Consider the following 25,389-nt stretch of genomic DNA (forward strand, 5'->3'; position numbering starts at 1 on the left):
CATCCAGGTTCGGTAGGGGCGGGGGCTGCTTCGGCGCCCGTTGGGGTGCATCCGTGGTGCCGGTGCCGCGGGGTCGCAGGAGGCGGCAGGCGCCGGTGGTAATGAAGGGTTTTCCGGGCAAAAAACAACGCCGCCGGACCGAAGTCCAGCGGCGTTCAACGGTGCTTGCGAACCGGCGGTCAGCCCTTCTCGCTGAGGACCAGGCGCAGGGCCTCCAGCAGCAGGTCGGAGGTGAACGGCTTCTTGACCAGCAACGCGTCCTCGGCGATCAGGCCCTTGCTGACCGCGATGTCCTTGGGCAGCCCGGAGATGTAGATGACGCCCATGTCCGGTCGGACCTGGACGGCGCTGCGGGCCAGGTCCCCACCCGAGACCCCGGGCAGGCCGAGGTCGGTCACCAGCACGTCGATCGGGCCCGGGGTCTCTTGGCACATCTCGACGGCCTGGTCGGCGTTGCCGGCCACCAGGGTGGCGTACCCCCGGCGTTCCAGCATCCGTCGCATGATGTCGCGCAGGTCCTCCTCGTCATCCACGACGAGCACGGTGGGACGCTCCTGCGTAGCCTCCGACATGACAGCCTCCTCGGCCGGTAAGAACTAACACGCTAAACGCGCCACGGTCGCCCGCGGGGGGCATTTGCGCAGATCAGAGCGTCAGCTTCCAGCCCGACAGGGTGCCGGTGGTGACGCCGAGGGTGTCCTTGACCTGCAACGACCACTTTCCGTTGCGCGGGGTGCCGGACAGGTCGATCGGGTACGTGTGCGTGATGTTGGCAACCTTGTCCGCTTTGCTGGCCGCCTTCAACGTGTACTTCCGCCCGCTGGGGCTGGTCAGCGACACCACCAGGGATCCGCGGTACGAGTCCTTGATCGTGACCCCGACGGTGGACTGCGCCGAGGCCGTACCGGTGCATCCGGACACAGTCGCCGAGCTGGTGGCCGTGCCCTTGCGGGCGATCGCCACGCCCGTGCCGATGGTGAACGGGCCGCACGGGGTGGCCGGCACCGGAGTGGTCCCCGCGCCAGTGTTGAGAAAACCGGTGTAAAGCAGTCTGTTCACCGAGCCGGTGCCGCGCGAGCCCACCTTGCCGGGCGTGGCCTTGGCGAGCAGCGCCGAGGTGACCTGGGCCGGGGACCAGCCGGGATGGGCGGCGGCGACCAGCGCGGCGGCCCCGGTGACGTGGGGGGTGGCCATGGAGGTGCCGCTCATCACCGCGGTGGCGGTGTCGGAGGCGTAACCGGCCGAGGTGATCTGCACGCCGGGGGCGAAGATGTCCAGGCACGAGCCGTAGTTCGAGAACGACGCCCGGGTGTCGCTGCGGTCGGTGGCCCCGACCGTGATCGCATTCGAGGTCGACGCCGGGGAGTACGAGCAGGCGTTCTTGCCGTCGTTGCCGGCCGCCACCGCGTACGTGACCCCGGACGCGATCGACTTGGTGACCGCGTCGTTCAGGGTGGCACTGCGGTCGCCGCCCACGCTCATGTTGGCCACGGCCGGCTTGACCGCGTTCCTGGTAACCCAGTCGATGCCCGCGATGATCGCCGCGTACGAGCCGGTGCCGTCGCAGTCGAGCACCCGCACCGCCACCAGGTTGACGTCCTTGGCCACGCCGTAGGTGCTGCCCCCGATCGTGCCGGCCACGTGGGTGCCGTGGCCGTTGCAGTCCTGGGCGGTGTTGTCGTTCTGGATGAAGTCGCGGCCGTAGCTGGCCCGTCCGCCGAACTGCTTGTGGCTGATCCGGATCCCGGTGTCCAGCACGTACGCGGTGACGTTGGCGGCCGAACGGTAGGTGTAGCTGTCCGACAGCGGCAGCGAGGTCTGGTCGATGCGGTCGAGGCCCCAGGTGGGGTCGGTTTGGGTCTGCACGTCGGCCAGGCGCACGGTGGCGTCCTGCTCGACGTAGTCCACGGCCGGGTTGGCGGCGAGCCGGCGCGCCTCCAGCGCCGTCATGCTGGCCTGGAACCCGTGCACGGTGGCCGAGTAGCTGGTCAGCACCTGTCCGCCGTACCGCTTGGCCAGCGCGGCGGAGGCGGCCGGCACCTCGGAAGCGGTGGCCGACTTGAGCACCACGATGTAGCTTCCGGTGATGGCATTCACACTTGCGGCCCGGACCGTGCCGAGCGGCAGGGCCTGCGGGGTTCCGGCGAAGGCGGTGCCGGCGACCCCGGTCACCGCGGCAGCCGCGGCGATCCCGGCGGTCAGCGCGAGGCGCACGGTCCGGCGCCGGCCGTCGTAGCGGGTCATTGTGCTGGTTCCTCCTCGGTTCTTGCTCCCAGCGGCGGACATCACCCGGGAGGACAGGCATGCCGGAAGCAACTGAGGGAAAGACTGAACAAGCGTCAGAGCGACGCCGGGACCGCGCCGGTTGCGCGTGGGTTGCAGCGCACCGATCCGGGCCTCGTTGACTAAGCAGCCCCCGGTGGGGGCCGAAGTACCGGCTGTCAGGATTGCTTGCACAGCCTGCACCGCCGGCGTTTGCGCCGGCATGGAACGCTTACGCCGCCACCGAGCAAGGAGAGCGATATGACCAGCCTGCTGTCGCCCGAGATCGTCACCGCCGACTCGCTGACCGAGCGCTGTGACAGCTGCAACGCGGCCGCTCGGGTCGAAATCGCGCTCGCCAGCGGCGGTTCGCTCGCGTTCTGCGGTCACCACGCCAACAAGCACGCCGAGCGCCTCGCCTCGCTGGCCAGCAAGGTCACCGTCGAGGAAGGTTTCGAATGGGCCGGGCAGTCTCACCCAGCGTGACCTTCTGACTCCGCTTTGCGCGTTATGATCGATCCCTCACGGTTGGGGTGTTAAGCCCCTTTTCAAGGGGGATCGGCCCGGTGCAGCTCGCGGCTCAGGACGTGGGACGGCTGTCCCGGCTGGTCGCCGGGGGTGCCGGGCTCGCGGTTGCCGCGACCGGCCTGGCCGGTCTGGTGTCCCGGAATTCCTCGAGCCCGGCGGCCGCCTTGCTGGCCGCTGGGCTCGCGCTGTTCCTGCTGGCGCCGGCTCAGGCCGGAAGGATCCGGCGGGGAATCGCGTACGCCCTCGCCGCTCTCGCCGCCGCGGTCGGCGCGGTCGTGCTGGTGCACCGCCCCGCCACCGGCGTTGCCATGCTGCTCACCGGGCTCGCCCTGGCCGGGCTGGATGCCCAGCTCCGGCGCCGCCCCGATGACCCGGCCCGCTACCGCGTCGCCGATCCGCTGCTGGCCGGCGCCTCGACCATCACGCTGGTGGCCCTGGTCCCGCGGATGTTCGCACCCACCTTCCCCGATGGCGGCGGCCCGGACAGCGTGATGTCCCCGGTGCACGCCGGGGCCCTGCTCACCCTGGCCGTCGGCGCCCTGCTGGCGCGCCCGGAAGCCGGACCGTTGCGCACCACGGCCGCCGCCGGGCCGGGCGTCAAGGTCCGCCGCGCTCTGCCCGTGGCCATCGCCGTGCCCGTGGTCGCCGCGCTGGTCAGCGCGCTCGCCGTCCGTACCGGGATCAGCCGCCCGGCCGCCGCAATCAGCACCGGCGCCATCCTGGCCGCCCTCGCCGTCCTCGCCTTCGTGGGCTTGCTGGTCCGCTCGCTGGAAGGCGCCGACCGCCAGCAACGCGAGCTCGTCACGATGCTGCACGAACGCCGTGACTTCGCCGACACCCTGCTGCAGTCCATGAACGAGGCCGTGATGGTGCTCGACGCCAACCACCGGGTCATCGACGTCAACCGGCGCTGGCGCGAGCTGACCGGCCACCTCGACGGCGACGGCCCGCCCGGCCCGCCGGCGCTGCCACCCCCGGGCACCGGGGACTGGGTGGTGCGCCGGGCCGACGGGACCGACGTGCCGGTGCTGGCCACAATGGCGACCATCCCGGACGCCACCGGCCAGCCGCGCGGTTACGTCGCCACCTACGTCGATATCACCGAGCGCAAGCGGGTCGAGGACGAGCTGAGCAGCCGAGCCGAGGAGCTGACGCTGAGCAACGAGCGGCTGCGCGAGGCAAACGCCCGGCTCGAGGCGGCCCTGACCTTCAAGAACGACCTGACCTCGATGCTGACCCACGACGTCGCCCAACCGGTCAGCTCGATCGCCAGCCTGGCCGAGCTGCTGCACGCCGACTGGGTCGACCTGCCCGACGACATCCGGCTCGAGCTGGTGCAGAAGATCGACAAGAACACCCATCGGCTGATCAAGATGATGAACGACCTGCAACTGCTGTTCCGGCTGGACACCGGGACGGTGACTGCACGGCGCACGCCGGTGCCGCTGGCCGAGGTGGTCGCTTCGGTGATCAGCGAGCTCAACTGCGCCGGCACCGTCGAGGTGAGCGTGGGCGAGGACGTCTCAGCGCTGGCAGACCGGCAGCATGTCTGGCATGTGGTGCGCAACCTGCTCAGCAACGCCCTGGCGTACGGGGAGGCGCCGGTTCGGGTGCGCTGTGATCGTACCGGGGAAACTGTTGTGCTGATGGTTGAGGACAACGGCCCGGGCATTCCCGCGGAGCTCGTGCCCAAGCTGTTCGACCGGTTCATGCGGGGCGCCGGGCTGGGTCTGTTCATCGTGCGCCACCTGGTGGAGGCAAACGGGGGCTCGGTCCGCTACGAACGGACCGAGCCCCACGGTGCCTGCCTGGTGGTGACTCTGGAAGCAGCGGCAATTTAGCCGTGGCTGCTCAGCCCTGGCTGCCGCGTTCCTCCTCGTTGATGATGCCGTCGCCGTGCGCCTGCCGGCCGCCCATGCTCTTGCCGCCCATGCGCACCGAGGCCGTGCTGGTGCTGCCCGCGCCGCCGGAGACCACCGGTGAGCCGTGGATGCGGCGGCCCGGGGCCAGCACGTCGTCCAGGTCGTGGGCGTTGCGGATGCCCGGCGCGGAGGCGATGTCGACGTTCGTGCCGGCCATCGCCATGCCCAGCGGCGCGGCGTCGGCGTTGGGCCGCAGCGTCCCCAACCCGTCGGGGTTGGCATTGCTGAACTCGCCGGCGCTGGTGCCCCAGCCCGCTCCCGGCTGCGGACGCCCGCCGCGGGCCCGGGTGGCCACCGACGCCGGAGAGGCATAGGAACTGCCGGTTAGCTGCTTGGAGCTGGCGCCGCGCAGGGCGCTGGCGTCACCCAGCTTGCCGGTCTCGATCAGACCCTTGAAGGTGTTCAGGTCGGCGCGCAGCCGCTTGCTCAGCGTCTCGTCGCCGTGCCGGTCGCTGGGCAGCAGGAAGGCCACGTCGGCCTCGAGCTGGGCCACGATCTGGGTGCGCATCTCCCCCATCGGGCGCAGCGTGATGGTCTCGGCGAGCAAAGGACCCTCGGTGGTTGCCCAGGAGACCCGCTCGTCGAGCGAGCGCTCGGTGATCTGCGCGTCGAACTCGCGGCGGTGCCCGTCGACGTCCATGATCCAGTGCGTCTGGTCGTTGCCGATCGGGGTGACCCGCTGCACGCCGGTCATGAACCGCGGGTAGTTCTCGAACTTCGCGAGCTGCTCGTAGACCGTGTGCAACGGCGCGCTGATCTCAACTGCCTGCTGGACCATACTCATGGCATCTCTCCCATGCTGAAGTGCTGGCATGACAGAGCGTACGTAGATGAGCACTCCTCGTACTGGCGAATGCCTCAGACCCGGCGCAGGTACTGCCACCGCCCGACCTCAGCGGCATACCGGGCATCACTGGCGGCGATAAGCGTCACTCCGGCCTCGCGCAGCGTGGCGACCACCCGTGGCGCCGGGCTGCGCCAGGCCTCGCTCACCTCGACCGCGGCGCCGGTCGCGCGGCAGGCCGCGGCGAGCACGTCCAGCACCTCGTCGCTGGCCGCCGACTCGTCCAGACCGACCTGGGTGAGCAGGCACAGCGGGCGGGCCAGCTGCACCGGGGCGTACCGGGAGGCACGCTCGATGCCCTTGACCGTGGCGGTCACGACGATCTCGGCCACCCGATCGGCGGTAAGCCGGCCGGCCGCCAGTTCGGCGCGGACCTGACGCGGCCCGAGCGGGCCGTCGGCCAGCGGCAGCCCGGAGACCGCCACCGAAACAACCTCGAGGTGACCCAGGTCGGCCGGCCAGGCCAGCCAGCCGTCCTCGCGGACCACCTCGACCTCGGCGCCGACGCGCAGCGACAGCTCGGTCCGGTGCCGCGCGCGGCGCACCGCATCGGCGTACGCGCTCAGCCACGTCGTGTCCGGGCTCACCTGGTCGGCGAAGGTCAGCGATCGCAGCCCGGCCCGGTCGGCCGCCGACACCACCACGCCCACGCTGTCGCGACCGGCGGCGAAGCCGGTGTGCACGTGCGCGTCGGAACGCAGATCCAGACCGGGGGCAAGCAAAGTGGCGTCCATGACCGATTCCCGCTCTGCACCCACGACGTCTCCCCGAGCACTGTCACGGACGAGCGCCTCTCGTCCTGGGGATACAGTGCGGCCCCGGTGTTGTCGACCGGGGCCGCGCCAGGTGCATTACGGGTGCTTGCGCCTACAACTTGAAGCTGGCCACCAGGGTGCGCAGTTCCTCGGCCGTCTGGGCCACCTCGTCGCTGGCCTGCCGGGTCTGGGTGACGCCCTGCACGGCGGATGAGCTCGCGGTGGAGACGTCGGAGATGTTCATCGCGATCCGGCTGCTGCCCGAGGCCACCTCGCCGATGCTGCGCGACATCTCGCCGGTGGTAGCAGTCTGCTGCTCGACCGCGCTGGCGATAGTGGTCTGGAAGTCGTTGATCCGCGCGATGACCTCGCTGATCCGCCCGATCACCTCGACCGCGCCGCTGGTGTCGGCCTGGATCGCGGTGACCCGCTTACCGATGTCCTCGGTGGCCCGGGCGGTCTCCTGGGCCAGGTCCTTGACCTCTGAGGCCACCACGGCGAAGCCCTTGCCCGCATCCCCGGCCCGGGCAGCCTCGATGGTGGCGTTCAAAGCCAGCAGGTTGGTCTGCTCGGCGATCGAGGTGATCAGCTTGATCACGTTGCCGATCTCGGTCGACGACTCGCCGAGCTGGCGGATCGTCTCGGTGGCCTGGGCCGCCTCGGCGACCGCCACGCCGGCGATCTGCACGGCCTCACTGGTGTTGCGGGAGATCTCCCGGATGCTCAGGCCCATCTCCTCCGACCCGGCGGCCACCGTCTGCACGTTGCGGGAGATCTCATCCGCCTCGGCCGACGCGGCGGTGGTCTGCGCGTCGGTGTCGCTGACCGACTCGGAGATCTGCCCGGCCACCGCTGACAGCTGGGTCGCGGCGCTGGCCAGGGTGTCGGAGTTGTGCCCGATGGTACTCAGCGATTGGTGGATCGAGGCCACCGCGGCGTCCATCCCGGCCGCCATCCGCCCGATCTCGTTCTTGCTGGTCACCCCGGTGCGCCGGGTCAGGTCGCCCCTGGCGAGCGCGTCGATCACCTCGGCCAGCCGGCGCACCGGCTTGGTGATCGAGCGGGCCAGCGGGATGGCCATCCCGATCAGCACCACGAGACAGACCGCCACCACGATGAAGGTGACCCACAGCGAGCGGTTCACCTCGCCGGACATGTCCCCGCGTTCCCGCTCCGCGGCGGCGGTCACCTTGGCGTTCAACGCGTCCAGCTGGTCGTCGACCGCGTTGTTCTTCTCGGCGATCTGGCCGGTGTTCGCGGCGGCCGCCGTGCCGCCCGCGCCGGCCTGCTTGACGAAGTCGCTCATGAAGGTGCCGAACGCGTCGACGTTGGGCCGGATGGTGGCGAACTCCGCCATCAGGTCGCTGGGCAGGCCGGCCGCCTCGACCGCCTCGGCCGCTTCGGTCGCCGAGACCACGTCGTCCGCGACGTCCTGGGTGACGTCCTGGCCAAGCGCCGCCCGGTAGCCGTCGACCTTGAGCTCGCTCTGCCGGGTGTCGAGGTGGTTGAGCGCGCCCAATCCGATCTCCAGGTTGCGCACCCGGTCGGCCTGGTCAACGAGCCGGTGCTGGCTGACAGCGGATCCGATGGCCAGCGCGAGCAGGCCCAGAACCCCGCACACCACGATGAGGCCCAGCCGTTTGCCGACTCCCAGTTGCATCAATCGGGACATCTGCGCCTCTCCTCGACCTTGGCAGTGCTTTCATTTTTGCGATGATCCGCGCCTTGGATGGCGATTCAGGTTTTTTGCCCTAGTGCAAGTAATAGAGGAGGAAACTCACCCATGAAGAAACGACATCGACGGGTGACTACGCTGCTGGCGGCGAGCGCCCTTGTTCTCACGCCCGCACCCGCTCAGGCGGCGGAGAGCGTGAACGGCACCGTTGTCACCGGTGGGACTGCGCTCAACACGCGCAGCGGGCCGTCGGCGAGCAGTGGTCGTACCGGCAGCTTGGCGAACGGCTCTGAGGTTTCCATCGTTTGCCGCATCGCCGGGCAGTTCATCAGCGGCACGGTCACCAACACCGGGTTCTGGGACCGATTGACCACCAGCAACTACATTTCCGACGCGTACGTCCGCCGCTCGGCCGCCGTCCCCAAGTGCACCTCGGCCGCCGCCGCACCCGCCGTCTCCGGCGCCTGGATGCTCCCCGTATCGGCCGGGCTGATCAGCGGCTTCCGGACCGCCCAGCGGCCCGCCCACGACGGCGTCGACCTAGCCGCCAGCCGGTTCACCGCAATCCGCGCGGCCAGCCCCGGCTCGGTGATCCGCGTGGTCTGCAACGTTTCCCGGGGAACGTGCGATGTGGACGGCAACAGCTCCCTGACCGGCTGCGGCTGGTACGTCGAGGTGCTGCACGCCGGCGACATCGTCACCCGCTACTGCCACATGGTCCGGCGCCCGTCGGTGACCGTCGGCCAGCGGGTCGCCCGCGGCTCCATCCTGGGCTACGTCGGCACGTCCGGCTCGTCGTCCGGGCCGCACCTGCACCTCGAGGTGCACACCGGGGTGCCTGCCACCCGCGACAACGCCATCAACCCGATCGCCTTCTTCGCCGCCCGCGGGCTGACCATCTCGTAGCCGTCTGGCAGAAAGACCGAGGGCCGGTCCCCAGTACTTGGGGATCGGCCCGGTCGCTAAGGTTTCTTCGGTTCCAGCATCTCGGTCAGCTTGCGCACGGCATCCTCACCGGGCGAAGCCGCCTCGCGGTTGGCATCCTGCAGTTCTTTGTAGACCTCCTCGCGATGCACCTGCACATCGCGTGGGGCCTGGATGCCGATCCTGATGACATCGCCGCGAGCCTCCAGGACCGTGATGACGACGTCGTCGCCGATCATCACGCTCTCGCCGGCCCGCCTGGTCAGCACGAGCATCTAGCCGCCCCTTCCATCCATGGACAGGACCTGCAGGCCAGGATGCCGCGTCAGTATTCCTTGCGCATGATGGCGCGCACCGGCATGTTGCTGCCCGTCAGGATGACCTGCATGGCCCGGCGGCTGTCACGGTCCACAATGATCGGAGCCAGCAGGTTGGCGGTGGTTTCGTTCACCCCGGCGGTGATCACGACCATGACCAGCAGGCGGTCGGGGTCCTTGGTGTTCAGCGCGGCGAACACCTCGTTCTCGATTTCCGGGGCGTAGTCCGGGAAGAACGGCTCCGGCGGCGCCACCAGGAAACGCAGGTCAGGGTCCTCGATGGAGGTGAACGCGTAGAGCAGGCCCTCGTCGTTCAGCCGGACCAGGACGAATTGCCGGTGCGCCGGGAAGCCGGCCATCGGCACCGCCAGGTCGATGACGGGCATCTCCAACTCGGTGTCGGTCATGAAGTCCCCAATCGGACGGGACGCGGTGCGAGTACTCATGGTCACCTCAGAAAGTCGATGAGCGAGGGCTGAATCACCTTTGCCGAAGCGGCCAGAGCCGCTTGGTACGAGGTCTGCTGCAGCTGCATTTCCATGATGGTCTTCGGCAGGTCGATGTCCTCGACGTCGGAGAGTTGAGCCGTCACGTCCAGCAGCCGATCCTCCGCAGATGACTTCATCTGCGTAATCCGATTGTATCGGGCGCCTACCTCCGAAAGAGTGTTTTTTACGTTATTGGCTGCGGCATCCAGACGTTCCAGACCCTTGCTCACCGCATCCATGTCGTTGGACGTCAACGCCTGCGAAATGTCGTCGAGCACCTTGAAGACCGAGGCGTCCCCTTCGCCGAACGCGGCCGTCCCGCTGGCATCCACCCGTACCTGCGAGTTGGGTCCGACGGTCCGGTTCACCGCGTCGTTGTTGCCGACGAACTGCCCGGTCTCGTCGAACGCCTTGGTCCCGGTGGTGGTGCCACCGAAGACCGGCCGGTCCAGGTACGTGGTGTTGGCGTACCCGATCATCGTGGTCTTGATCTGGTCCAGCTCCACGGTGATGGCCTTGCGCGACTCGTCCGTGCCGCCGCCGGCGTTGAGGCCCTGCACGGTCAGCGAACGCGCCTTCTGCAGGATCGTCGACGTGCTGGACAACGTGCCGTCGAGGGTGCTGAGCCAGCCGAGCCCATCGCCGGCGCTGCGCACATACTGGTTGTTCGCCCGGGTCTCGCCACGCAGTTGCATGGACTGCAGGGTGCCGTTCGGCGAATCGGACGGGCGGTTGATCTGCTTGCCGCTGGAGAGCTGCTCCTGGATCTTCTCGCCCTTTTGGATGTTGCGCTGCAGGTTCTGCAGCACCCTGGTGTGGATGCTGCTCTCGGTAACTCTGCCTGCCATGTTCTAACCCCTTACCTTCCGACCAAGCCGGTGCGGTTGATCAGCTGATCGAGCATCGAGTCGATCGTGGTGAGCACGCGCGAGGCCGCCTCGTAACCGCGCTGGTACGTCAGCAGGTTGGTCATCTCCTCGTCGAGGTTGACCCCGGACTCGGCCTCGCGGGCGGCGTCCACCTGATCGGTCACGTTCGCCTGGATCTGGCTGCGCCGCGTCGAGGTCTGCGCGTTGACGCCCAGGTCGGCGATCATGCCCTGGTAGACGTTGTCCGGGCTGCCGCTCTGCTTGGCCGCGCCGGACAGCCGGGTGGCCACCGAACCGTCGTTGGTGCCGATCGGGTTGCCGGAGGCGTCGAGCTTGGCCGTACCGTCGGCGTTTGTCTCGTTCTTGCCCGAAACCGCGATGTCCCCCGGGTTCGTGACGCCCACGCGCATGTTGCGGGCGTACTTACCCGTGGAGAAGTCACCGGTGAAAAAGTCGCCACCGGGCGTGCCGTCGGACTTGTAGGCGGCGTTGGTGGCCGCGTTCACCGTGGTGACCAACGCCTTGGCAACATTGTCGAGTTTGCTGGCCATGTCCGGCAGCAGCGAGGTCATGGTGTCGACCATCGAGCCCATGGTGCCGCCGGCCTGCACCACGTCACCGGTGTCGGCCCAGGTCAACCCGGCCGGCTTGGACGTCGAGGGCAGCGTGCCGGCGTTGAGGTCGCGCTGGGCGTCCAGGGTGCTGACCCCGGCGGTCGCGGACATCTTGCGGACCGTGGTGTTGGTGACCAGCAAAGCGTTGCCCACAAACACATCCAGCGAGCCGTTGGGGCGCGCCTGGGCGGTGGCGCCGGTGAGCTCGGACAGGTGCATGACCGCGGAGTCGCGGCGGTCCTCAAGTTCGTTGACCACGACGCCGGTGGCCTTGGCCTTGACGATCGAGTCGTTGAGCTGCGCGATCGTACCCGCTGTGGTGTTCACCTCCTCGGCGTACTTGGACAGCTGCGTGGAGTTGGCCGACCACTGCGAGTCCAGCGCGTCATAGGCGCTGTTGATGCCGTCCGAAACGACCCGGCTCTGCTGCATCAGCGCCGAGCGGGCAGCGGTGCTGTTCGGCTCGTCGCCGACGTCACCCCAGGCCGCCCACATGTCGTGCATCTGCGCCTGCAACGCGGTGTCACCCGGCTCGGCGAAGACATCCTCGAGCGAGTTGTACGCGGTTGCCTGGTTGGTCAGGTACGCGCTGTTGCCGTGCTCGGTGCGCCCGCGGTTCTCCAGGTACTGGTCGCGCAACCGCTGGACGTCGTTCACCTCGACCCCGGTGCCCAGCCCGTCGGTGGTCGCCCAGCGCACCGGTACGACCGAACCCACCGAGGCCTGCATGTCGACCCGTTGCCGGGTGTAGCCCTCGGTGTTCGCGTTCGCGATGTTCTGCCCGGTCACGTCCAGGCCCCGCCGCTGCGCGTAGAGCGAAGTCAGTGCGGTGTTGATACTTCCGAAGCTGCTAGCCATCAGATCGCCTCGTCAACCAGGCTCGGGCGGCGAATACCGCCGCTGACGGTCTTCCCCTGCGATGAATACGTTTCCACGGTTCCGGCGAACGCGAGCATGGTTTCGCGAGCCGCGCGCTGACCGGCGGTGAGCAGGTCGCGGTTGGCGTCCGCCATGGTGCTGATCTCACTGGTCAGGGTGAGAAATGCCTTACGGTGCTGGTGCAGCAGGTCCGACCAGGGGGCCGGGGCGGCGTCCGCGAGCTGACCCAGCGACGCCTCGGCCGGCAACCCCAGTTCCAGGGCCACGGCTTGGGCGTACGCGGCCCGGGCGACCTCGGTCTGGCGGATCTGATCCAGCACCACCTCGACCTCGCGGGTGGCATGCGCCAGCCAGCGGGAGCGGTTGGAAGCCAGCAGCAACTGCTCTTCCTCGAGCTTGAACAGCAGCAGCTCCAGCAACTCCCGCGCACGCCACAGGACGCTGGACAGGTCGGTCAGGCTCACCCGGTCCTCCGCTTCCTCGAACGGGAACACGGCGCGTTCCCTGCTCATCCGGACAGGTCGGCACAGCGGGTCGGTCTCTGAGGGGTTTCCGGCGGGTAGCAACCCCGGTTTTCCGGTCCGTGGCAGCGTTTTCCCGCATTCGCCGGAAAGGCCCGAATATTTTTCGCAGACTGCTCATGACCGGCGGACGGCCGCCGATCTGACTGGCGCAACGCCAACGGCTTACGGATGAGCCGGTACGGACCCGAATCAAGGAGGAAACACCATGGGTCTTCGCATCAACCAGAACATCGCCGCCCAGAACGCCTACCGGAACCTGTCCGTCACGGACAACCAGATGTCGAAGTCGCTGGAGAAGTTGTCCAGTGGTTTCCGCATCAACCGGGCGGCTGACGACGCGGCCGGCCTCTCGATCTCCGAGGGCCTGCGCTCCCAGGTGGGCGGTCTCAAGCAGGCTGTCCGCAACGCCCAGGACGGCATCAGCGTCGCGCAGACCGCTGAAGGTGCGCTCAACGAGACCACCTCGATCCTCCAGCGCATGCGTGACCTGTCCGTCCAGGCGGCCAACGGTGGTTCCAACGACTCCGAGGCCAAGGCCGCGGCGCAGAAGGAGTTCGGCCAGCTGAACGAGGAGCTCGACCGCATCAGCAACACCACCTCGTTCGGTAAGTCGAAGCTGCTCGACGGCTCCTTCGGCAACGGCAACAAGGTCGGCGACGGCACCAAGGTCACGACGATGCCGACCGGCGCCCAGACGTTCACGATCGACAAGGTCGGGGACAAGGACCTCTCGGCCAACCCGATCACGGTGACCGCGAACATCCCGGCCGGCGCCTCGGCCAAGGACGTCGCCGACACCATGAACAAGGCCATCAAGGCCGCGCTGACCGACCAGACGGCCGGTGGCCCGGCGGCTGGTCAGGGCTTCACCGGCAACGAGGTCAGCGTGAGCGCCGAGGTTGCCGCCGACGGTTCCGGTGCCTCGTTCTCGCTGTCCGGCTCGAAGTCGTTCACCCTCGGTGGCGACCTGAGCGGCATCGGCGTCACGGTCGGGGCCAGCACCGCGGACCCGAAGGCCAACAGCGGTCAGTTCCAGGTGGGCGCCAACAGCGGTGAGACCCTGAGCATCTCGATCGGCGCTGTCAGCTCCAAGGCCCTGGGCACCAACACCCTGGACCTGACCGCCGAGGGCGGCGCCGACAAGGCGATCAACGCGCTCGACAAGGCGATCACCTCGGTCTCGGACAGCCGGGCGACCCTCGGTGCGTACCAGAACCGGTTCGAGCACACGATCAACAACCTGAACGTCTCGGTCGAGAACCTGTCCGCGTCGGAGTCGCGCATCCGTGACACCGACATGGCGCAGGAGATGGTCTCCTTCACCCGGAACCAGATCCTGACCCAGGCCGGCACCTCGATGCTGTCGCAGGCCAACCAGGCCTCGCAGAACGTTCTGTCGCTGCTGCGCTAACCAAACCGCTACCAGCAACTCCTAACTGAATATCGCTGACAACCGAATAGTCGGGGGTAGCCGGCCGACACGCCGGCTACCCCCGCTTTCGGTTTCCACCCCGGCAGGAAAGTAGGTGACCCGTGACCAGCTCAGTTGACGGACTCGCCAGTGGTCTCAACACCACGTCCATGATCTCTTCGCTGATGCAGGTCGAAGCGGCCCCCCAGACCCGGCTCAAGACCAAGGTGTCGGCGGCCCAGACCGTGGTGTCGTCGTACCAGTCGGTGAACTCGAAGCTGGTGGCCCTCAAGAACGCCGCCGCAGACGTCGGCGCGCTGTCCACCTGGCGCGGCATCAAGCCCACCACCAACTCGACCTCGGTCACCGCCACCGCTGTGGGCGGCACCAACACCACCACCGGCAGCATGACTTTCGACGTGGTCTCGCTGGCCAAGGGGCAGAGCACGACGGCCCGCGTACCCACCACCGGCAACGCCACCGAGGCGGATTCGTTCACCGTGCAGGTCGGCTCGGGTGACCCGGTAACCATCGCGCTGACCGACAAGTCCGCGCAGGGCGTGGCCGACGCGCTGAACAAGGCCGGCCTCGGCGTCAAGGCCTCCGTGGTGACCACCGGCGGCGACAAGAACATCCTGCAGTTCACCAGCTCCAAGACCGGTACGGCGAACGGGTTCACGATCTCGGGCCTGGACGACGTTGCCCTCGCCACCAGCGCCGCGACCGACGCGAAGCTGCAGATCGGCGGGAGCGAGGAAGAAGGTGGCTACAGCGTCACCAGCGGCACCAACACGTTCACCGGGCTGATGGCCGGCGTGACCGTGACCGTGGGCAAGGTGGAAACCGGCGTCACCATGAACGTCGAGTCCGACGTCTCCGGCATGGCGGCGAAGTTCCAGGCCCTGGTGGACGCCGCGAACGCCGCACTGACCGAGGTCTCCGACCAGACCGCGTACGACCCCAGCACCAAGCAGAGCTCGCCACTCACCGGTGACTTCATGGTCCGGCAGATGAGCCAGTCCATCCTGAGCACGGTCAGCACGGGTCTGAGCTACCAGAACGACGACAAGCAGAACGTCAACTTCGGCAGCCTCAGCAAGTTCGGCATCGAGCTGGACCGCAGCGGCAAGCTGACGTTCGACTCGGAGAAGTTCACCGCGTCGTACAACGCCGACCCGGCCGGGATCAAGAGCGCCGGCATCGCGCTCGGCGACACGTTCCGCACCGTGGCCAACACCCAGATCAGCAACGTCACGTCGGCCATCACCGGTCGCAAGAACGCGATCGACGAGATGAACGTGCAGATCGACAACTGGGACATCCGGCTCGCCGCCAAGAAGACCGCCCTGTCAAAGCAGTATTCGGACCTCGAAACCGCACTCGGCAAGTTGCAGTCCCAGGGGACCTGGCTGTCCGGCCAGATCGCCAGCCTCGGCTGATCCACCGCCCACCTGACCGCCCATGGAATCCGCCCATTCCTGAGCAAAGGGAACTGATGACCTCTCCGCTGAACCGTTACCTCCAGGACTCCGTCAACACCGCCTCACCCGGCAAGCTCCTGGTGATGCTCTATGACCGCCTCGTGCTTGATCTCAACCAAGGCGAGGAAGCCCTGCGCAACGGCGAGCGGGAGCAAGCAAACGACAAGCTCAACCACGCTCAGGAGATCATCCTGGAGCTGCGCACCACGCTCGACGTGGAGGCCTGGTCCGGCGCACCCGGCCTGGCCAGCCTCTACGGCTACCTGCTGACCGAGCTGATCGGGGCCAACATCGCCCGCGACCCCGAGCGGGTGCGGCTGTGCCGCGGGCACATCGAGCCGCTGCGCGACGCCTGGCGCGAAGCCGCGCTGCTGGCGGCGGCCAACTCGGCACCGGTGGCCTGAGTAAACCCATGGGACTCGAGAGCGGGGTGGGGACGGCGTGACCGATACCTGGAGGGACGCCTGGACCGCCGCGCTCGACGAACTTGAGATGGACGTGGCCGAGGTCGAGACCATGCTGACCGATGCGCGCCGGCTGGCCGAGACGCCGCCGTCGAACATGTGGCAGCCGCCCACCGACCTCGGCGCCCTGCCGCTGGAGCTCAAGCCCCGCGCCGACGAGATCCTCACCCGTCAGCTCGCGGCCGCCCAGGAGATCGCCCGCCGGCTCACCGCAACCCGCGCTCAGCAGGCCATGACAGCCCGCATTGAAACCGGCGAAGCCTCCAAACGCCCCGTCTACCTCGATTGCGCCATGTAGTTCGCTCTACCGGACGAGCCCGGGATCCCCATCGAGGGGCCCCGGGCTTTTTCGTGCAACCTTTCGGCAACCGTTTGCAACTCAGCGGACCGGCTGGAAGGCCGAAACGGAAGGTACGAGCAACGGATTGCTCCCAAGAACGCCACGGACCGGCACCTCAGCACCACTGGAAGGAATCTTCCGCCGTGTTCGATGATGTCGCATCCTCTTCGCTCCGCGTCGCGGTCTCCGGGCTTTCGGCCCGCCAGAACGCCATTGCGAACAACATTGCCAACATCGAGACACCCGGATACCAGGCCCGTAAGGTCAAGTTCGAGGAGGCGCTGAGCAGCGCCGTCGCGCATGGCCAGGCGCCGGGGTCGGTAACGCCGAGCGTGCAGAACTCGCTGGAGCCCACCCGCGAGAACGGCAACAACGTCAACCTCGACGAGGAGACGCTGTCGCACATCGACACCACGATGCGCTACCAGCTGACGCTGCGTGCGCTGGACAGCAAGTACGGCTTGATCCGCGACGCGATCAAGGGGGCCTGAGGTAGATGAGCACGTTCAACGCGATCGGCGTGGCCGGATCCGGTGTCACCGTCTACCGCAAGTGGCTGGACGCCGTCTCGGACAACCTCGCCAACATGGACAACGTCAGCCGGACCTCCGAGAACGCCTTCCAGGCCCGCTATGTCATCGCGCAGGAGGCCCAGGACGGCAACGGCGCCGAGGTCGGCGGCATCGCCTACGGCAAGGCCGAGGGGCAGCTGTCGTACGAGCCGGACAACCCGCTGGCCGACACCGAGGGCTACGTGCGCCGGCCCGACATCGACATGGGCAGCCAGATGGCCCAGATGATGATGGCGCAGCGCTCGTACCAGGCGAACCTCTCGGTGGTGGACCGCGCCCGCGAGTCCTACCAGGCCGCCATCAACCTCGGTAAGGGCTGATCATGACTTCTCCCATCAGCGGCCTGAGCGCCGTCAGCGGTTTGAGCTCGGTGAACGGCGTCTCCGGAGTGAGCGGCGCCGGTGGGGTCGCCGGCACCTCGGACGCCGAGAAGGTCAGCGGCCCCAACTCCGACTTCGCCAGCATGCTGTCGCAGGGCCTGGAAAGCGTGCAGGCGTCGCAGTCAAACGCCAGCGACCTGGCCGTGCAGGTGGCCAACGGCACCCTGCAGGACCCGGCGCAGTACACGATGGCGGCCACCGAGGCCTCGCTCGGACTTCAACTCACCATGGCCATCCGGAACAAGGCAGTAGAGGCGTTCCAGGAGATCATGAGAATGCAGGCGTGACACCATGACTGACCGTCTCCCCGCGCCGGTCCGTAGGGTCGGCGACACGTTCAAGTCCTTCACCCCCGGACAGAAGGCCGTCACGATCGCCGCCGTGCTCGCGTTGCTGATCGGCGGCTACTTCTTCGCGACGTGGGCTTCCAAGCCCGCGTACGCGCCGCTGTTCAGCAACCTGTCGAGCAAGGACGCCAGCGCGATCGTCGAGTCGCTGCAGAAGTCGGGTACGGCCTACGACCTGGCCAACGGCGGCACGACGATCATGGTGCCCCAGGACCAGGTGTACGACCTGCGCCTGCAACTGTCGGGTGAGGGGCTGCCCGGCGAGTCCGACACCGGCTACTCGCTGCTGGATAAGCAGGGCATCACCACCAGCGACTTCATGCAGCACACGAACTACCAGCGCGCCCTGGAAGGCGAGCTGGCCAACACCATCAAGTCGATCGACGGCGTACAGGCGGCCACCGTGCACCTGGTCATGCCGCAGAAAGACGTCTTCGCCGACGACCAGGACAAGACCACCGCCTCCGTGCTGGTGAAGTCGGCCACCAACGACCCGCTGTCCAACCATCAGGTGCAGGCAATCGTGCACCTGGTGGCCTCCAGCGTCGAGGGCCTCGACCCGACCCAGGTAACGGTGGCCGGCGCGGACGGCAAGATCCTGTCCACCGGCGGCGGCCAAGCCGTGGCGACCGGCGGCGACAGCGGTGCCGACTCGCAGACCGTGTCCTTCCAGAACCGGCTCAACCAGTCGCTGCAGAACATGCTCGACCAGGTCGTCGGCCCGGGACACTCGGTGGTCAACACGACCGCAGAGCTCGACTACGACCAGACCCAGACGACGAGCAAGACCTACACGTCCGACCCGTCGGTGGCTGCGCTGTCGGAGAGCATCAGCCGCGAGGCGTACAACGGCAACGGCAACCAGAACGGCGGCGTGCTCGGCCCCGACAACATCCAGGTGCCGAACGGTTCGACCAGCACCAGCGGCACCGGTCAGTACGAGAACACCAACACGGTGCGCAACAACGCGGTGAACGAGGTCACCGAGAACCGCAACAGCGCGCCCGGTGGCATCAAGCGGCTGAGCGTCTCGGTGCTGCTCAACGCGACCACCGCCGGCGCGGTGAACCAGGCCGACGTGCAACAACTGGTCAGCGCCGCAGCCGGCATCGACCCGACCCGCGGCGACACGATCGCGGTCAGCGCGATGGCCTTCGACACCAGTGCCGCGACCGCCGCCCAGAACGCGCTCGCCGCCTCGGCCGCCGCCGAGCAGACGGCCAAGCAGACCTCGCTGATCAAGACGGCTGCGATGGTCGCCGTGGTGCTGTTCCTGATGCTGCTGGCCTGGCGCTGGAGCCGTAAGCAGCGCAAGCGCAAGTCGCTGACGCCGCAGGAGCTCGCGCACCTCGACGAGATGCAGGCCGCCCTGGAAGCCCAGCGCCTGGCCCAGCTGAACGCGGCGATCCCGTCGCCGGCGATCGAGGCCGCGAACGCGACGCACGAGGCGCTGGAGGAGCGTCAGCGCGAGATCGAGCAGATGGTCGAGGACCAGCCGGAGGAGATGGCCGCGCTGCTGCGGGGCTGGCTCGGCGCCGGCCGCTGATTCTTCGCCCGCTTGTTGAGCACCACAGGTTCAGGGAGGAACCGCGTTGACCACACCAGCATTGAGCACGACGTCGATGACCGGGCTGCGCAAGGCGGCCATCCTGCTGGTGCGGATGGGCAAGGAGTACTCGACCCGGGTGCTCGCCAACATGAGCGAGGGCGAGGTCGAGGAACTCTCGGCCGAGATCGCCCGGCTGGGCAAGCTGGAACCCGAGGTCGTCGGCGACGTCATCGACGAGTTCTACGCGCTGGCGACCACCAAGCACGCCGGCGCGGGTGGCATGGCCTATGCACGGGAGCTGCTCGAGGCTTCGCTGGGCACCGAGCGTGCGCAGTTGATCCTCGACCGGCTGCAGGCATCGATGAACGACATGCCGTTCAACTTCCTGAGCCACGCCGACCCGCGCCAACTGCTCTCGTACGTGCAATATGAGCACCCCCAGACGATCGCGCTGGTCCTGGCGCACATCCCGTCAGCGCTCGCGTCCTCGATTCTGTCCGGCCTCGCGCCCGAGGTGCAGTCGGACGTGGCGCACCGCATCGCCGTCATGGACCGCACCTCGCCCGACGTGATCCGTCAGGTCGAGTTGGCCCTGCAGCGCAAGCTGTCCAGCGTGCTGCAGCCCGACGAGCTGTCCACTGTCGGCGGTCTGCAACCGCTGGTGGACATCATCAACCGCGCCGACCGCACCACCGAACGGCTCATCCTGGAGGCGCTGGAGCAGCGCAACCCGGAGATCGCCGAGGAGATCCGCCGGCGGATGTTCATGTTCGAGGACATCACCACCCTCGACGACCGGTCGATCCAGCTGGTGCTGCGTCAGGTGGAGCCCGCCGATCTGGCCACCGCGCTCAAGGGCGTCGGCGATGAGGTACGCGACAAGGTCACCAGCAACCTGTCCGAGCGCGGCCGGGAGAACCTGGTCGAGGAGATGGACCTGATGGGCCCGGTCAAGGTCAAGATGGTCGAGGAGGCGCAGCAGAAGATCGTCTCGGTGATCCGCTCGCTGGAGGACTCCGGCCAGATCGAGATCCAGCGTGGTGGCGAGGCCGATGAGCTCATCTCCTGAGCGCCCGGTGATCCGCGGGACCGGTGCCGAGTCGGCCACCGCCGCGCGATTCGGGGTGGATCTGCGGCGCGGCGTACCGATGGATTCGGCACCGGTGGAAAGGGCCAAGCAAGAGGCCCGCACCGCCGGGTACGCCGAGGGCTGGGCCCAGGGCCAGCGAGCCGCCGCCCAGGACGCCGCCGTCGCAGCCGAGCGCGCCCTGGCCCGCGAGCACGAACATGACCGGCGCCGCGCCGCCTCGCTCGTCCAGGCCGTGAACGCCATGGGCCGGGCGGTGACCAACCTGGAGACCCAGCTCATGCCGACCCTGCACGAGCTGCAGGAGGCGGTGCTCGGGCACGCGTTCGAGCTGGCCGAGGCGATCGTGGGCCGGGCCATGGACGACGCCGAGGGCCGGGCTGCCGCCGCGCTGCGCCGGGCCATGAACGCCGCCCCCGAGCAGGGCGGCGTCGTGGTGAGCCTGCATCCCGACGATTTCCGCAGTCTGGTCGGCACGGCAACCGACGCCGACTACAACTACGAGGGACGGCCGGTGCAGCTTCGCCCGGAGCCCAGCCTGCGCCCCGGCGACGCCGTGGCCGAAACCGGCACCACGACGGTGGACGCCTCCATCGCGGCCGCCGTGGCGAGAGCGAAGGAAGCCCTGCGACTGTGACCGACGTCTTCCGCAACCGCATCAACGCCGCGCTGAGCGCGGCCCAGCCGCTCAGCAGGGGCAAGGTGACCGGGGCGGTCGGCCTGCGGGTCACGGTCAGCGGGCTGGACGGGCGGGTCGGCGACCTGCTGCAGATCGGCGAGGGCGAGGACGCCGTGCTCGCCGAGATCGCCGCGCTGGACGGCGAACGGCTTTCCTGCCTGCCGCTGGGCCCGATCGCGGGGATGGGCACCGGCACCCCGGTGACTTCCACCGGCGGCCCGCTGCGGGTGGCGGTGGGCCCGGATCTGCGCGGGCGCATCCTGGACGGGCTGGGCCGGCCGATGGATGGCGGCCCACCGCTGCGCGGCGAGATGGTCAGCATCGAGGCGGCCCCGCCCTCGGCCATGGAACGCCAACTGGTCGACGCGCCGATGCCGCTGGGCGTGCGGGTGCTCGACACCCTGGTGCCGTGCGGCCGCGGCCAGCGCATCGGCATCTTCGCCGGTTCCGGTGTCGGTAAATCCACGCTGATGTCCATGATCACCCGGGGCACCACCGCCGAGCTCAACGTCGTCGCGCTGGTCGGTGAGCGTGGCCGTGAGGTACGCGAATTCATCGAGCACGACCTCGGACCCGAGGGCCTGGCCCGCTCGGTGGTGGTGATCGCCACCTCGGACACCCCGCCACTGGTCCGGCTGCGGGCCCCGCTGGTGGCCACCCGGATCGCCGAGTACTTCCGCGACGAGGGCGGTGACGTGCTGATGCTGATGGACAGCGTCACCCGCGCCGCGATGGCCCAGCGCGAGGTCGGCCTGTCGGTCGGCGAGCCCCCGGCCACCCGCGGGTACCCGCCCTCGGTTTTCGCCATGCTTGCCTCACTGCTGGAACGGGCCGGGCCGGGCGCGCGGGGCAGCATCACCGGCCTGTACACCGTGCTGGTCGAAGGCGATGACCACAACGAGCCGATCGCCGACGCGGCCCGCTCGATCCTCGACGGCCACATCGTTCTGGACCGCAAGCTCGCCACTGCCGGGCACTTCCCCAGCATCCAGGCGCTCGACTCGATCTCCCGGGTGGCCAACAAGATCACCACCCCGGAGCAGAAGGCCGATGCGACCGAGCTGCGCCGGATGATGGCCGCGCACCGCGATGTGCGCGAGCTGGTGGAGATCGGGGCGTACGTGCCAGGCACCAACCCGGACGCCGACCGGGCCACCGCCATCTGGCCGCAGATCACCGCCTTCCTGCGCCAGGGACTCGACGAGAAGGTCCCGGCGCAGCAGGCGTGGGCCCAGTTGCACCAGCTGATCGCGTCCGCTTGAGCCGGCGCCCGGTTGCAGCTCGGGTGCAGAGGCTCAGCGGTACGGGCCCGGCGCCGACCGGGACTGTGTAGGAGCTTCTTGGGAGGTCTCGTGAATCGGATGTTCCGGCTCGGCCCCGTGCTGCGTGCCCGCAAGGCCCAGGAGGACGCCGCCCGCGGCGCGGTCATCCAGTCCCGGCAGGAGATCCGCGACGCGCAGGCGCTGGTCAAGCGCCGCCAGCTCGACCTGGCCGGCGCGGACGCCCCGAGCGAGGGCACCGCCCGCGCGATGGTCGCGTCGATGGTGGCCCGTCAGTCGCTGGCCGCCAGCCTGTCCGGGGCACACCGGATGGTCGACGAAGCCGAGGAGCGCACCCGCGAGAAGGTCGCCGAGCTGGCCGACGCCGCCAAGCGGCACCGCGCGGTGGAGATGCTCGCCGAGCGGCACGCCGAGACGGTCCGCAAGCACGACCTGACGGTCGATCAGAACAACATCGACGAGATCGCCGTGACCAGCAAGGCCCGCAACGCCGCCCGGGGTGTGGAAACCGGCGAGGAACGAGCAAATTCGCTGCGGACAGGGGCCGGCTCGGTGGCCGACCGGCGCTCGGCGGCCGAGCGCGAGGGCACCGCCCGGGAGACCGCCAACTCGGTGGCCGCCCAGCGCCCGATGATCGACCTGGCCAACGCGCGCGAGGCGATCGACGCCGCCCGCGATCGGCTGGCGCTTGACGCTAAGCGCCCCGCGGAAACCGCCGAACACGATGACGAAGGCATCTCCGACCAGGACCACGGGAGTCGCTGATGATCGGCGTTCAGGGTGTCATGGCGCGCATCTCTGAGCTCAAGTCGCAGCTCGGCATCGCCACCCCACCCGCGGACACCACAGCGGCCACCGCTACCTCGGGCAAGACCTTCGCCAACGCCCTGGCCAGCGCCACCACGGGTAGCACTGCCAGCGCCACGACCGGCTCGGCCAAGACCAGCCCGGCCGTGACCGGCGACGCGGTGGTCGACGCGGCGAAAAAGTACCTCGGCACGAAGTACGTGTTCGGCAGCACCGACCCGGCGAAGGGGCTGGACTGCTCGGCGCTGGTGCAACGGGCGTACAAGGATCTCGGTATTGATCTGCCGCGCACCTCGGGCGAACAGGCCGAGGTCGGCACCAAGGTGAACGGGCTGGCCGACGCCAAGCCCGGGGACATCCTGGCCTTCGACTCGCCGGTCGACCACGTGGCCATCTACCTGGGAAACAACAAGATGATCGCGGCTCCCAAGCCCGGCGACCACGTCAAGATCCAATCGGTGTACGAGACCCCCACCCACATCCGCCGTGTGACCGGCACCGCCGAAGCCCCCGGGGCCACGGCCGCCGCCGCGGTCCGCCCGGCCAGCCTGCAGAACTCGGGCTCGCTCGCCGGGGTGCCCTACGGCGACATGTTCGTCAAGGCGGGTGCCAAGTACGGCGTCTCTCCCAAGCTGCTCGCCGCCGTGGCCAAGGTTGAGTCCGGCTACAACCCCAAGGCGGTCAGCAAGGCCGGCGCGCAGGGTCTGATGCAGCTCATGCCGGCCACCGCCAAGGGGCTGGGCGTGGACAACGCCTTCGACCCGCAGCAGGCCATCAACGGCGCCGCGAAGCTGCTGTCCAGCCACCTGAAGGAGTTCAAGACGCTGCCGCTGGCGCTCGCGGCGTACAACGCGGGCGGCGGCAACGTGCACAAGTACGGCGGCATTCCGCCGTTCGCCGAGACCCAGGCCTACGTGCCGAAGGTCCAGAAGGCGCTCGCGGCCCTCGGCGGCTGAGCGATCTTGAGCCGCTGCTGCGCCGTGGCGCGGCAAGAAAGGCAGCACCCATGTCGAGTTCCGTCACCGGCCCCGACCGCAGACCCGTGTCCGACATCCCCCGCCGCAGCCCCGCCCCGGGACGCGGCGGCGAGGCGTTCGGCTCGGCGCTGGAGGCGGAGCTCGATCCCCACCTGGACGCGGGCCGCCAGGCCGATCCCCGGATCGAGGCCGACCGCCGCTCCCGCACCCAGGACCTGCTGGACCGTACGGCGGCCCGCTTCCAGAGCCAGGACAGCCGGGAACGCGCCGCGGACCGGCTGCAGCTGCAGGCCAGCCAGAACCGTTCCCTGCAAAGCCGCGCGGCCCTGGACCGGGCCGCTCAGGATCGGGCCTTGGAGCGCCGGTCGACGCCGGACCAGTCTTTGAATCGCCGCGCGGCATCGGATCGGACCCTGGACCGCAACGCGGCCGCGGACCGGGCTTCGGAGCGCCACGCGGCGGCGGACCGGGCTGCGGAGCGGCGGGCGGCGTTGAACCGGCCTGAGCACGAGCGAGCTGGGCAGGACCGAGCTGTTGGACAGGACGCTTCCGGGCCGGATCGGGTGGGGGCGGAACGGGCTGAGGATCGGTCCCAGGCGCGGGCCGCCGCGCACCGGACCACTGCGGAACGCCCGGAGCCGGCCGTCACCGACCTGGCTGACATCGACCCGGCCGGTACCGGCTTGGCTGGCACCAGCTTGGCCGGCACCGGCTTGGCTGGCACCGGCTCGGCTTCGGAGACCGGGCAAGCCGAGGCTGGTCAGAAGGACGCGAGCGCTCAAGCCGCGGCCGGTGACCTGAAAAGCGGGCAGGCGGACCTCCAGCGTCCCCGCATCCTGACGGAAGCACTTGCCACCACCACCGAGACCCCTGACAGCGATTCTGCCGACGCGGCGAAGGCGGACACCAAGCCGGATCCGATGGCGGCCAGCGTGCTGACTCCGGTGCCTGGCGTGGCCATCGCGGCTACGACCACCCCGGCGAATGTCGCGGCCAACGCCAAGGCCGAGGCCGCTCCGACGCTCGCGGTCGGCACCGCCACCAGCCGGTCCGCCACCCCGCCACCGACCACGCCGGGGGCTGCCCAGGCTGCCGCGTGGACGCAGGCCGAGGCCATGGCGAGCGCCCAAGCGGCGGCGGCCGGGGCGCCCGGCATCTCGTTGGCGCCCAGCAGCGCGGTGCAAAGCGCCGGAACCCAGGCCGATGCGGTCGCGCAGGCCGAGGCCGCGCTCGCCCGGCAAGGCTTGCCCATCCCAGGCGCCGCCGGGTCGGCAGGAGCGGGCGCGGCCGGGTCGGCAGGAGCAGGCACCGCCGGGTCGGCAGGAGCGGGCGCGGCCGGGTCGGGAGGAGCGGGCGCGGCCGGGTTGGCAGGAGCGGGCGCGGCCGGGTCGGGAGGAGCGGGCGCGCCCGCTCC

The 25,389-nt window shown here is 69.1% G+C and carries 26 protein-coding genes and 1 pseudogene; 17 read left to right on the forward strand and 10 right to left on the reverse strand.

Annotated features, from left to right (window positions below):
* Window positions 1-179: 179 nt before the first annotated feature.
* Window positions 180-572, reverse strand: coding sequence for a response regulator (locus TFC3_RS30190; protein WP_067508807.1), 393 nt, complete (start codon window positions 570-572; stop codon window positions 180-182).
* 73 nt (window positions 573-645) lie between these two features.
* Window positions 646-2,244: a S8 family peptidase gene (locus TFC3_RS30195; protein WP_067508809.1), complete on the reverse strand. Its 1,599-nt coding sequence runs from the start codon at window positions 2,242-2,244 to the stop codon at window positions 646-648.
* Window positions 2,245-2,523: 279 nt separating this feature from the next.
* Here TFC3_RS30195 and TFC3_RS30200 point away from each other — a divergent pair, with 279 nt between their 5' ends.
* Window positions 2,524-2,748, forward strand: a complete 225-nt coding sequence (locus TFC3_RS30200; protein WP_067508811.1) for a hypothetical protein — start codon at window positions 2,524-2,526, stop codon at window positions 2,746-2,748.
* Between the two features lie 80 nt (window positions 2,749-2,828).
* Entirely contained in the window at window positions 2,829-4,631 is a 1,803-nt protein-coding gene (locus TFC3_RS30205; protein WP_067508812.1) for a HAMP domain-containing sensor histidine kinase, read from the forward strand.
* 10 nt (window positions 4,632-4,641) lie between these two features.
* On the opposite strand, the gene TFC3_RS30210 is transcribed toward TFC3_RS30205, so the two are convergent.
* The 3 genes from TFC3_RS30210 to TFC3_RS30220 form a co-directional block, all read right to left on the reverse strand.
* Window positions 4,642-5,496 (reverse strand): SRPBCC family protein, encoded by an 855-nt coding sequence (locus TFC3_RS30210; protein WP_236718533.1) that lies wholly within the window; start codon window positions 5,494-5,496, stop codon window positions 4,642-4,644.
* A gap of 74 nt (window positions 5,497-5,570) precedes the next feature.
* On the reverse strand, window positions 5,571-6,314 hold the full coding sequence (locus tag TFC3_RS30215) for a hydrolase (RefSeq protein WP_067508816.1): 744 nt from the start codon (window positions 6,312-6,314) through the stop codon (window positions 5,571-5,573).
* A 109-nt stretch (window positions 6,315-6,423) separates the two neighbouring features.
* On the reverse strand, window positions 6,424-7,983 hold the full coding sequence (locus tag TFC3_RS30220) for a methyl-accepting chemotaxis protein (protein WP_067508818.1): 1,560 nt from the start codon (window positions 7,981-7,983) through the stop codon (window positions 6,424-6,426).
* A gap of 132 nt (window positions 7,984-8,115) precedes the next feature.
* On the opposite strand from TFC3_RS30220, the gene TFC3_RS30225 reads away from it, so the two are divergent.
* Window positions 8,116-8,892: a peptidoglycan DD-metalloendopeptidase family protein gene (locus TFC3_RS30225; protein WP_236718535.1), complete on the forward strand. Its 777-nt coding sequence runs from the start codon at window positions 8,116-8,118 to the stop codon at window positions 8,890-8,892.
* Window positions 8,893-8,948: 56 nt separating this feature from the next.
* Here the strand turns inward: TFC3_RS30225 and csrA are convergent, their stop codons facing one another.
* Genes csrA through flgN form a run of 5 tightly spaced genes read right to left on the reverse strand, consistent with a single transcriptional unit; the run spans window position 8,949 to window position 12,589 of the window.
* Window positions 8,949-9,185, reverse strand: a complete 237-nt coding sequence (gene csrA, locus TFC3_RS30230; protein ID WP_067508822.1) for a carbon storage regulator CsrA — start codon at window positions 9,183-9,185, stop codon at window positions 8,949-8,951.
* A 50-nt stretch (window positions 9,186-9,235) separates the two neighbouring features.
* Window positions 9,236-9,673 (reverse strand): flagellar assembly protein FliW, encoded by a 438-nt coding sequence (gene fliW / locus TFC3_RS30235; protein ID WP_236718537.1) that lies wholly within the window; start codon window positions 9,671-9,673, stop codon window positions 9,236-9,238.
* 2 nt (window positions 9,674-9,675) lie between these two features.
* The gene (flgL, locus tag TFC3_RS30240) at window positions 9,676-10,563 is read right to left on the reverse strand and encodes a flagellar hook-associated protein FlgL (RefSeq protein ID WP_067508825.1); all 888 of its coding nucleotides are present in this window, start codon (window positions 10,561-10,563) and stop codon (window positions 9,676-9,678) included.
* An 11-nt stretch (window positions 10,564-10,574) separates the two neighbouring features.
* Entirely contained in the window at window positions 10,575-12,056 is a 1,482-nt protein-coding gene (flgK, locus tag TFC3_RS30245) for a flagellar hook-associated protein FlgK (protein ID WP_067508827.1), read from the reverse strand.
* Window positions 12,056-12,589, reverse strand: coding sequence for a flagellar export chaperone FlgN (gene flgN, locus TFC3_RS30250; RefSeq protein ID WP_236718539.1), 534 nt, complete (start codon window positions 12,587-12,589; stop codon window positions 12,056-12,058). The genes flgK and flgN overlap by 1 nt, the downstream gene beginning before the upstream one ends.
* Window positions 12,590-12,806: 217 nt before the next feature.
* On the opposite strand from flgN, the gene TFC3_RS30255 reads away from it, so the two are divergent.
* The 14 genes and pseudogenes from TFC3_RS30255 to TFC3_RS38895 form a co-directional block, all read left to right on the forward strand.
* Complete coding sequence (locus TFC3_RS30255; RefSeq protein WP_067508829.1) at window positions 12,807-14,012, forward strand: flagellin; 1,206 nt, start codon at window positions 12,807-12,809, stop codon at window positions 14,010-14,012.
* Window positions 14,013-14,134: 122 nt separating this feature from the next.
* Window positions 14,135-15,451: a flagellar filament capping protein FliD gene (fliD, locus tag TFC3_RS30260; protein ID WP_067508830.1), complete on the forward strand. Its 1,317-nt coding sequence runs from the start codon at window positions 14,135-14,137 to the stop codon at window positions 15,449-15,451.
* A 56-nt stretch (window positions 15,452-15,507) separates the two neighbouring features.
* Window positions 15,508-15,897 carry a flagellar export chaperone FliS gene (gene fliS, locus TFC3_RS30265; protein ID WP_067508832.1) on the forward strand — a complete coding sequence of 130 codons (390 nt, stop codon included), beginning with the start codon at window positions 15,508-15,510 and terminating at the stop codon, window positions 15,895-15,897.
* Window positions 15,898-15,934: 37 nt separating this feature from the next.
* A complete protein-coding gene (locus TFC3_RS30270; protein WP_067508834.1) occupies window positions 15,935-16,255 on the forward strand; it encodes a hypothetical protein in 321 nt (106 codons plus the stop codon).
* A 185-nt stretch (window positions 16,256-16,440) separates the two neighbouring features.
* A complete protein-coding gene (flgB, locus tag TFC3_RS30275; protein ID WP_067508836.1) occupies window positions 16,441-16,788 on the forward strand; it encodes a flagellar basal body rod protein FlgB in 348 nt (115 codons plus the stop codon).
* 5 nt (window positions 16,789-16,793) lie between these two features.
* Window positions 16,794-17,189, forward strand: coding sequence for a flagellar basal body rod protein FlgC (locus TFC3_RS30280; protein WP_067508838.1), 396 nt, complete (start codon window positions 16,794-16,796; stop codon window positions 17,187-17,189).
* Between the two features lie 2 nt (window positions 17,190-17,191).
* Entirely contained in the window at window positions 17,192-17,536 is a 345-nt protein-coding gene (gene fliE, locus TFC3_RS30285) for a flagellar hook-basal body complex protein FliE (RefSeq protein ID WP_067508840.1), read from the forward strand.
* Window positions 17,537-17,540: 4 nt separating this feature from the next.
* The gene (fliF, locus tag TFC3_RS30290) at window positions 17,541-19,142 is read left to right on the forward strand and encodes a flagellar basal-body MS-ring/collar protein FliF (protein ID WP_067508842.1); all 1,602 of its coding nucleotides are present in this window, start codon (window positions 17,541-17,543) and stop codon (window positions 19,140-19,142) included.
* A gap of 46 nt (window positions 19,143-19,188) precedes the next feature.
* Window positions 19,189-20,214, forward strand: a complete 1,026-nt coding sequence (gene fliG / locus TFC3_RS30295; protein WP_067508844.1) for a flagellar motor switch protein FliG — start codon at window positions 19,189-19,191, stop codon at window positions 20,212-20,214.
* Window positions 20,198-20,869 carry a FliH/SctL family protein gene (locus TFC3_RS30300; RefSeq protein WP_236718541.1) on the forward strand — a complete coding sequence of 224 codons (672 nt, stop codon included), beginning with the start codon at window positions 20,198-20,200 and terminating at the stop codon, window positions 20,867-20,869. Before fliG ends, TFC3_RS30300 begins: the two co-directional genes overlap by 17 nt.
* Window positions 20,866-22,173, forward strand: a complete 1,308-nt coding sequence (locus TFC3_RS30305) for a FliI/YscN family ATPase (protein WP_067508848.1) — start codon at window positions 20,866-20,868, stop codon at window positions 22,171-22,173. Before TFC3_RS30300 ends, TFC3_RS30305 begins: the two co-directional genes overlap by 4 nt.
* A gap of 90 nt (window positions 22,174-22,263) precedes the next feature.
* Window positions 22,264-22,956 (forward strand): flagellar export protein FliJ, encoded by a 693-nt coding sequence (locus TFC3_RS39780; RefSeq protein WP_236718542.1) that lies wholly within the window; start codon window positions 22,264-22,266, stop codon window positions 22,954-22,956.
* Entirely contained in the window at window positions 22,956-23,954 is a 999-nt protein-coding gene (locus tag TFC3_RS40105) for a transglycosylase SLT domain-containing protein (RefSeq protein ID WP_067508850.1), read from the forward strand. Before TFC3_RS39780 ends, TFC3_RS40105 begins: the two co-directional genes overlap by 1 nt.
* A gap of 50 nt (window positions 23,955-24,004) precedes the next feature.
* A pseudogene (locus tag TFC3_RS38895) lies at window positions 24,005-25,389 on the forward strand (hypothetical protein); the annotation flags it as partial.

It is taken from the genome of Actinoplanes sp. TFC3, assembly GCF_001553785.1.
In the GTDB taxonomy this organism is placed as follows: Bacteria; Actinomycetota; Actinomycetes; order Mycobacteriales; family Micromonosporaceae; genus Actinoplanes.

Bases quoted from the DNA above. Each gene is read 5' to 3' on its own strand.
- TFC3_RS30190 (WP_067508807.1), bottom strand. From the start codon at position 572: ATGTCGGAGGCTACGCAGGAGCGTCCCACCGTGCTCGTCGTGGATGAC.
- TFC3_RS30195 (WP_067508809.1), bottom strand. From the start codon at position 2,244: ATGACCCGCTACGACGGCCGGCGCCGGACCGTGCGCCTCGCGCTGACC.
- TFC3_RS30200 (WP_067508811.1), top strand. From the start codon at position 2,524: ATGACCAGCCTGCTGTCGCCCGAGATCGTCACCGCCGACTCGCTGACC.
- TFC3_RS30210 (WP_236718533.1), bottom strand. From the start codon at position 5,496: ATGAGTATGGTCCAGCAGGCAGTTGAGATCAGCGCGCCGTTGCACACG.
- TFC3_RS30220 (WP_067508818.1), bottom strand. From the start codon at position 7,983: ATGTCCCGATTGATGCAACTGGGAGTCGGCAAACGGCTGGGCCTCATC.
- csrA (WP_067508822.1), bottom strand. From the start codon at position 9,185: ATGCTCGTGCTGACCAGGCGGGCCGGCGAGAGCGTGATGATCGGCGAC.
- fliW (WP_236718537.1), bottom strand. From the start codon at position 9,673: ATGAGTACTCGCACCGCGTCCCGTCCGATTGGGGACTTCATGACCGAC.
- flgL (WP_067508825.1), bottom strand. From the start codon at position 10,563: ATGGCAGGCAGAGTTACCGAGAGCAGCATCCACACCAGGGTGCTGCAG.
- flgK (WP_067508827.1), bottom strand. From the start codon at position 12,056: ATGGCTAGCAGCTTCGGAAGTATCAACACCGCACTGACTTCGCTCTAC.
- flgN (WP_236718539.1), bottom strand. From the start codon at position 12,589: ATGAGCAGGGAACGCGCCGTGTTCCCGTTCGAGGAAGCGGAGGACCGG.
- TFC3_RS30255 (WP_067508829.1), top strand. From the start codon at position 12,807: ATGGGTCTTCGCATCAACCAGAACATCGCCGCCCAGAACGCCTACCGG.
- fliS (WP_067508832.1), top strand. From the start codon at position 15,508: ATGACCTCTCCGCTGAACCGTTACCTCCAGGACTCCGTCAACACCGCC.
- TFC3_RS30280 (WP_067508838.1), top strand. From the start codon at position 16,794: ATGAGCACGTTCAACGCGATCGGCGTGGCCGGATCCGGTGTCACCGTC.
- fliE (WP_067508840.1), top strand. From the start codon at position 17,192: ATGACTTCTCCCATCAGCGGCCTGAGCGCCGTCAGCGGTTTGAGCTCG.
- fliF (WP_067508842.1), top strand. From the start codon at position 17,541: ATGACTGACCGTCTCCCCGCGCCGGTCCGTAGGGTCGGCGACACGTTC.
- TFC3_RS30300 (WP_236718541.1), top strand. From the start codon at position 20,198: ATGAGCTCATCTCCTGAGCGCCCGGTGATCCGCGGGACCGGTGCCGAG.
- TFC3_RS40105 (WP_067508850.1), top strand. From the start codon at position 22,956: ATGATCGGCGTTCAGGGTGTCATGGCGCGCATCTCTGAGCTCAAGTCG.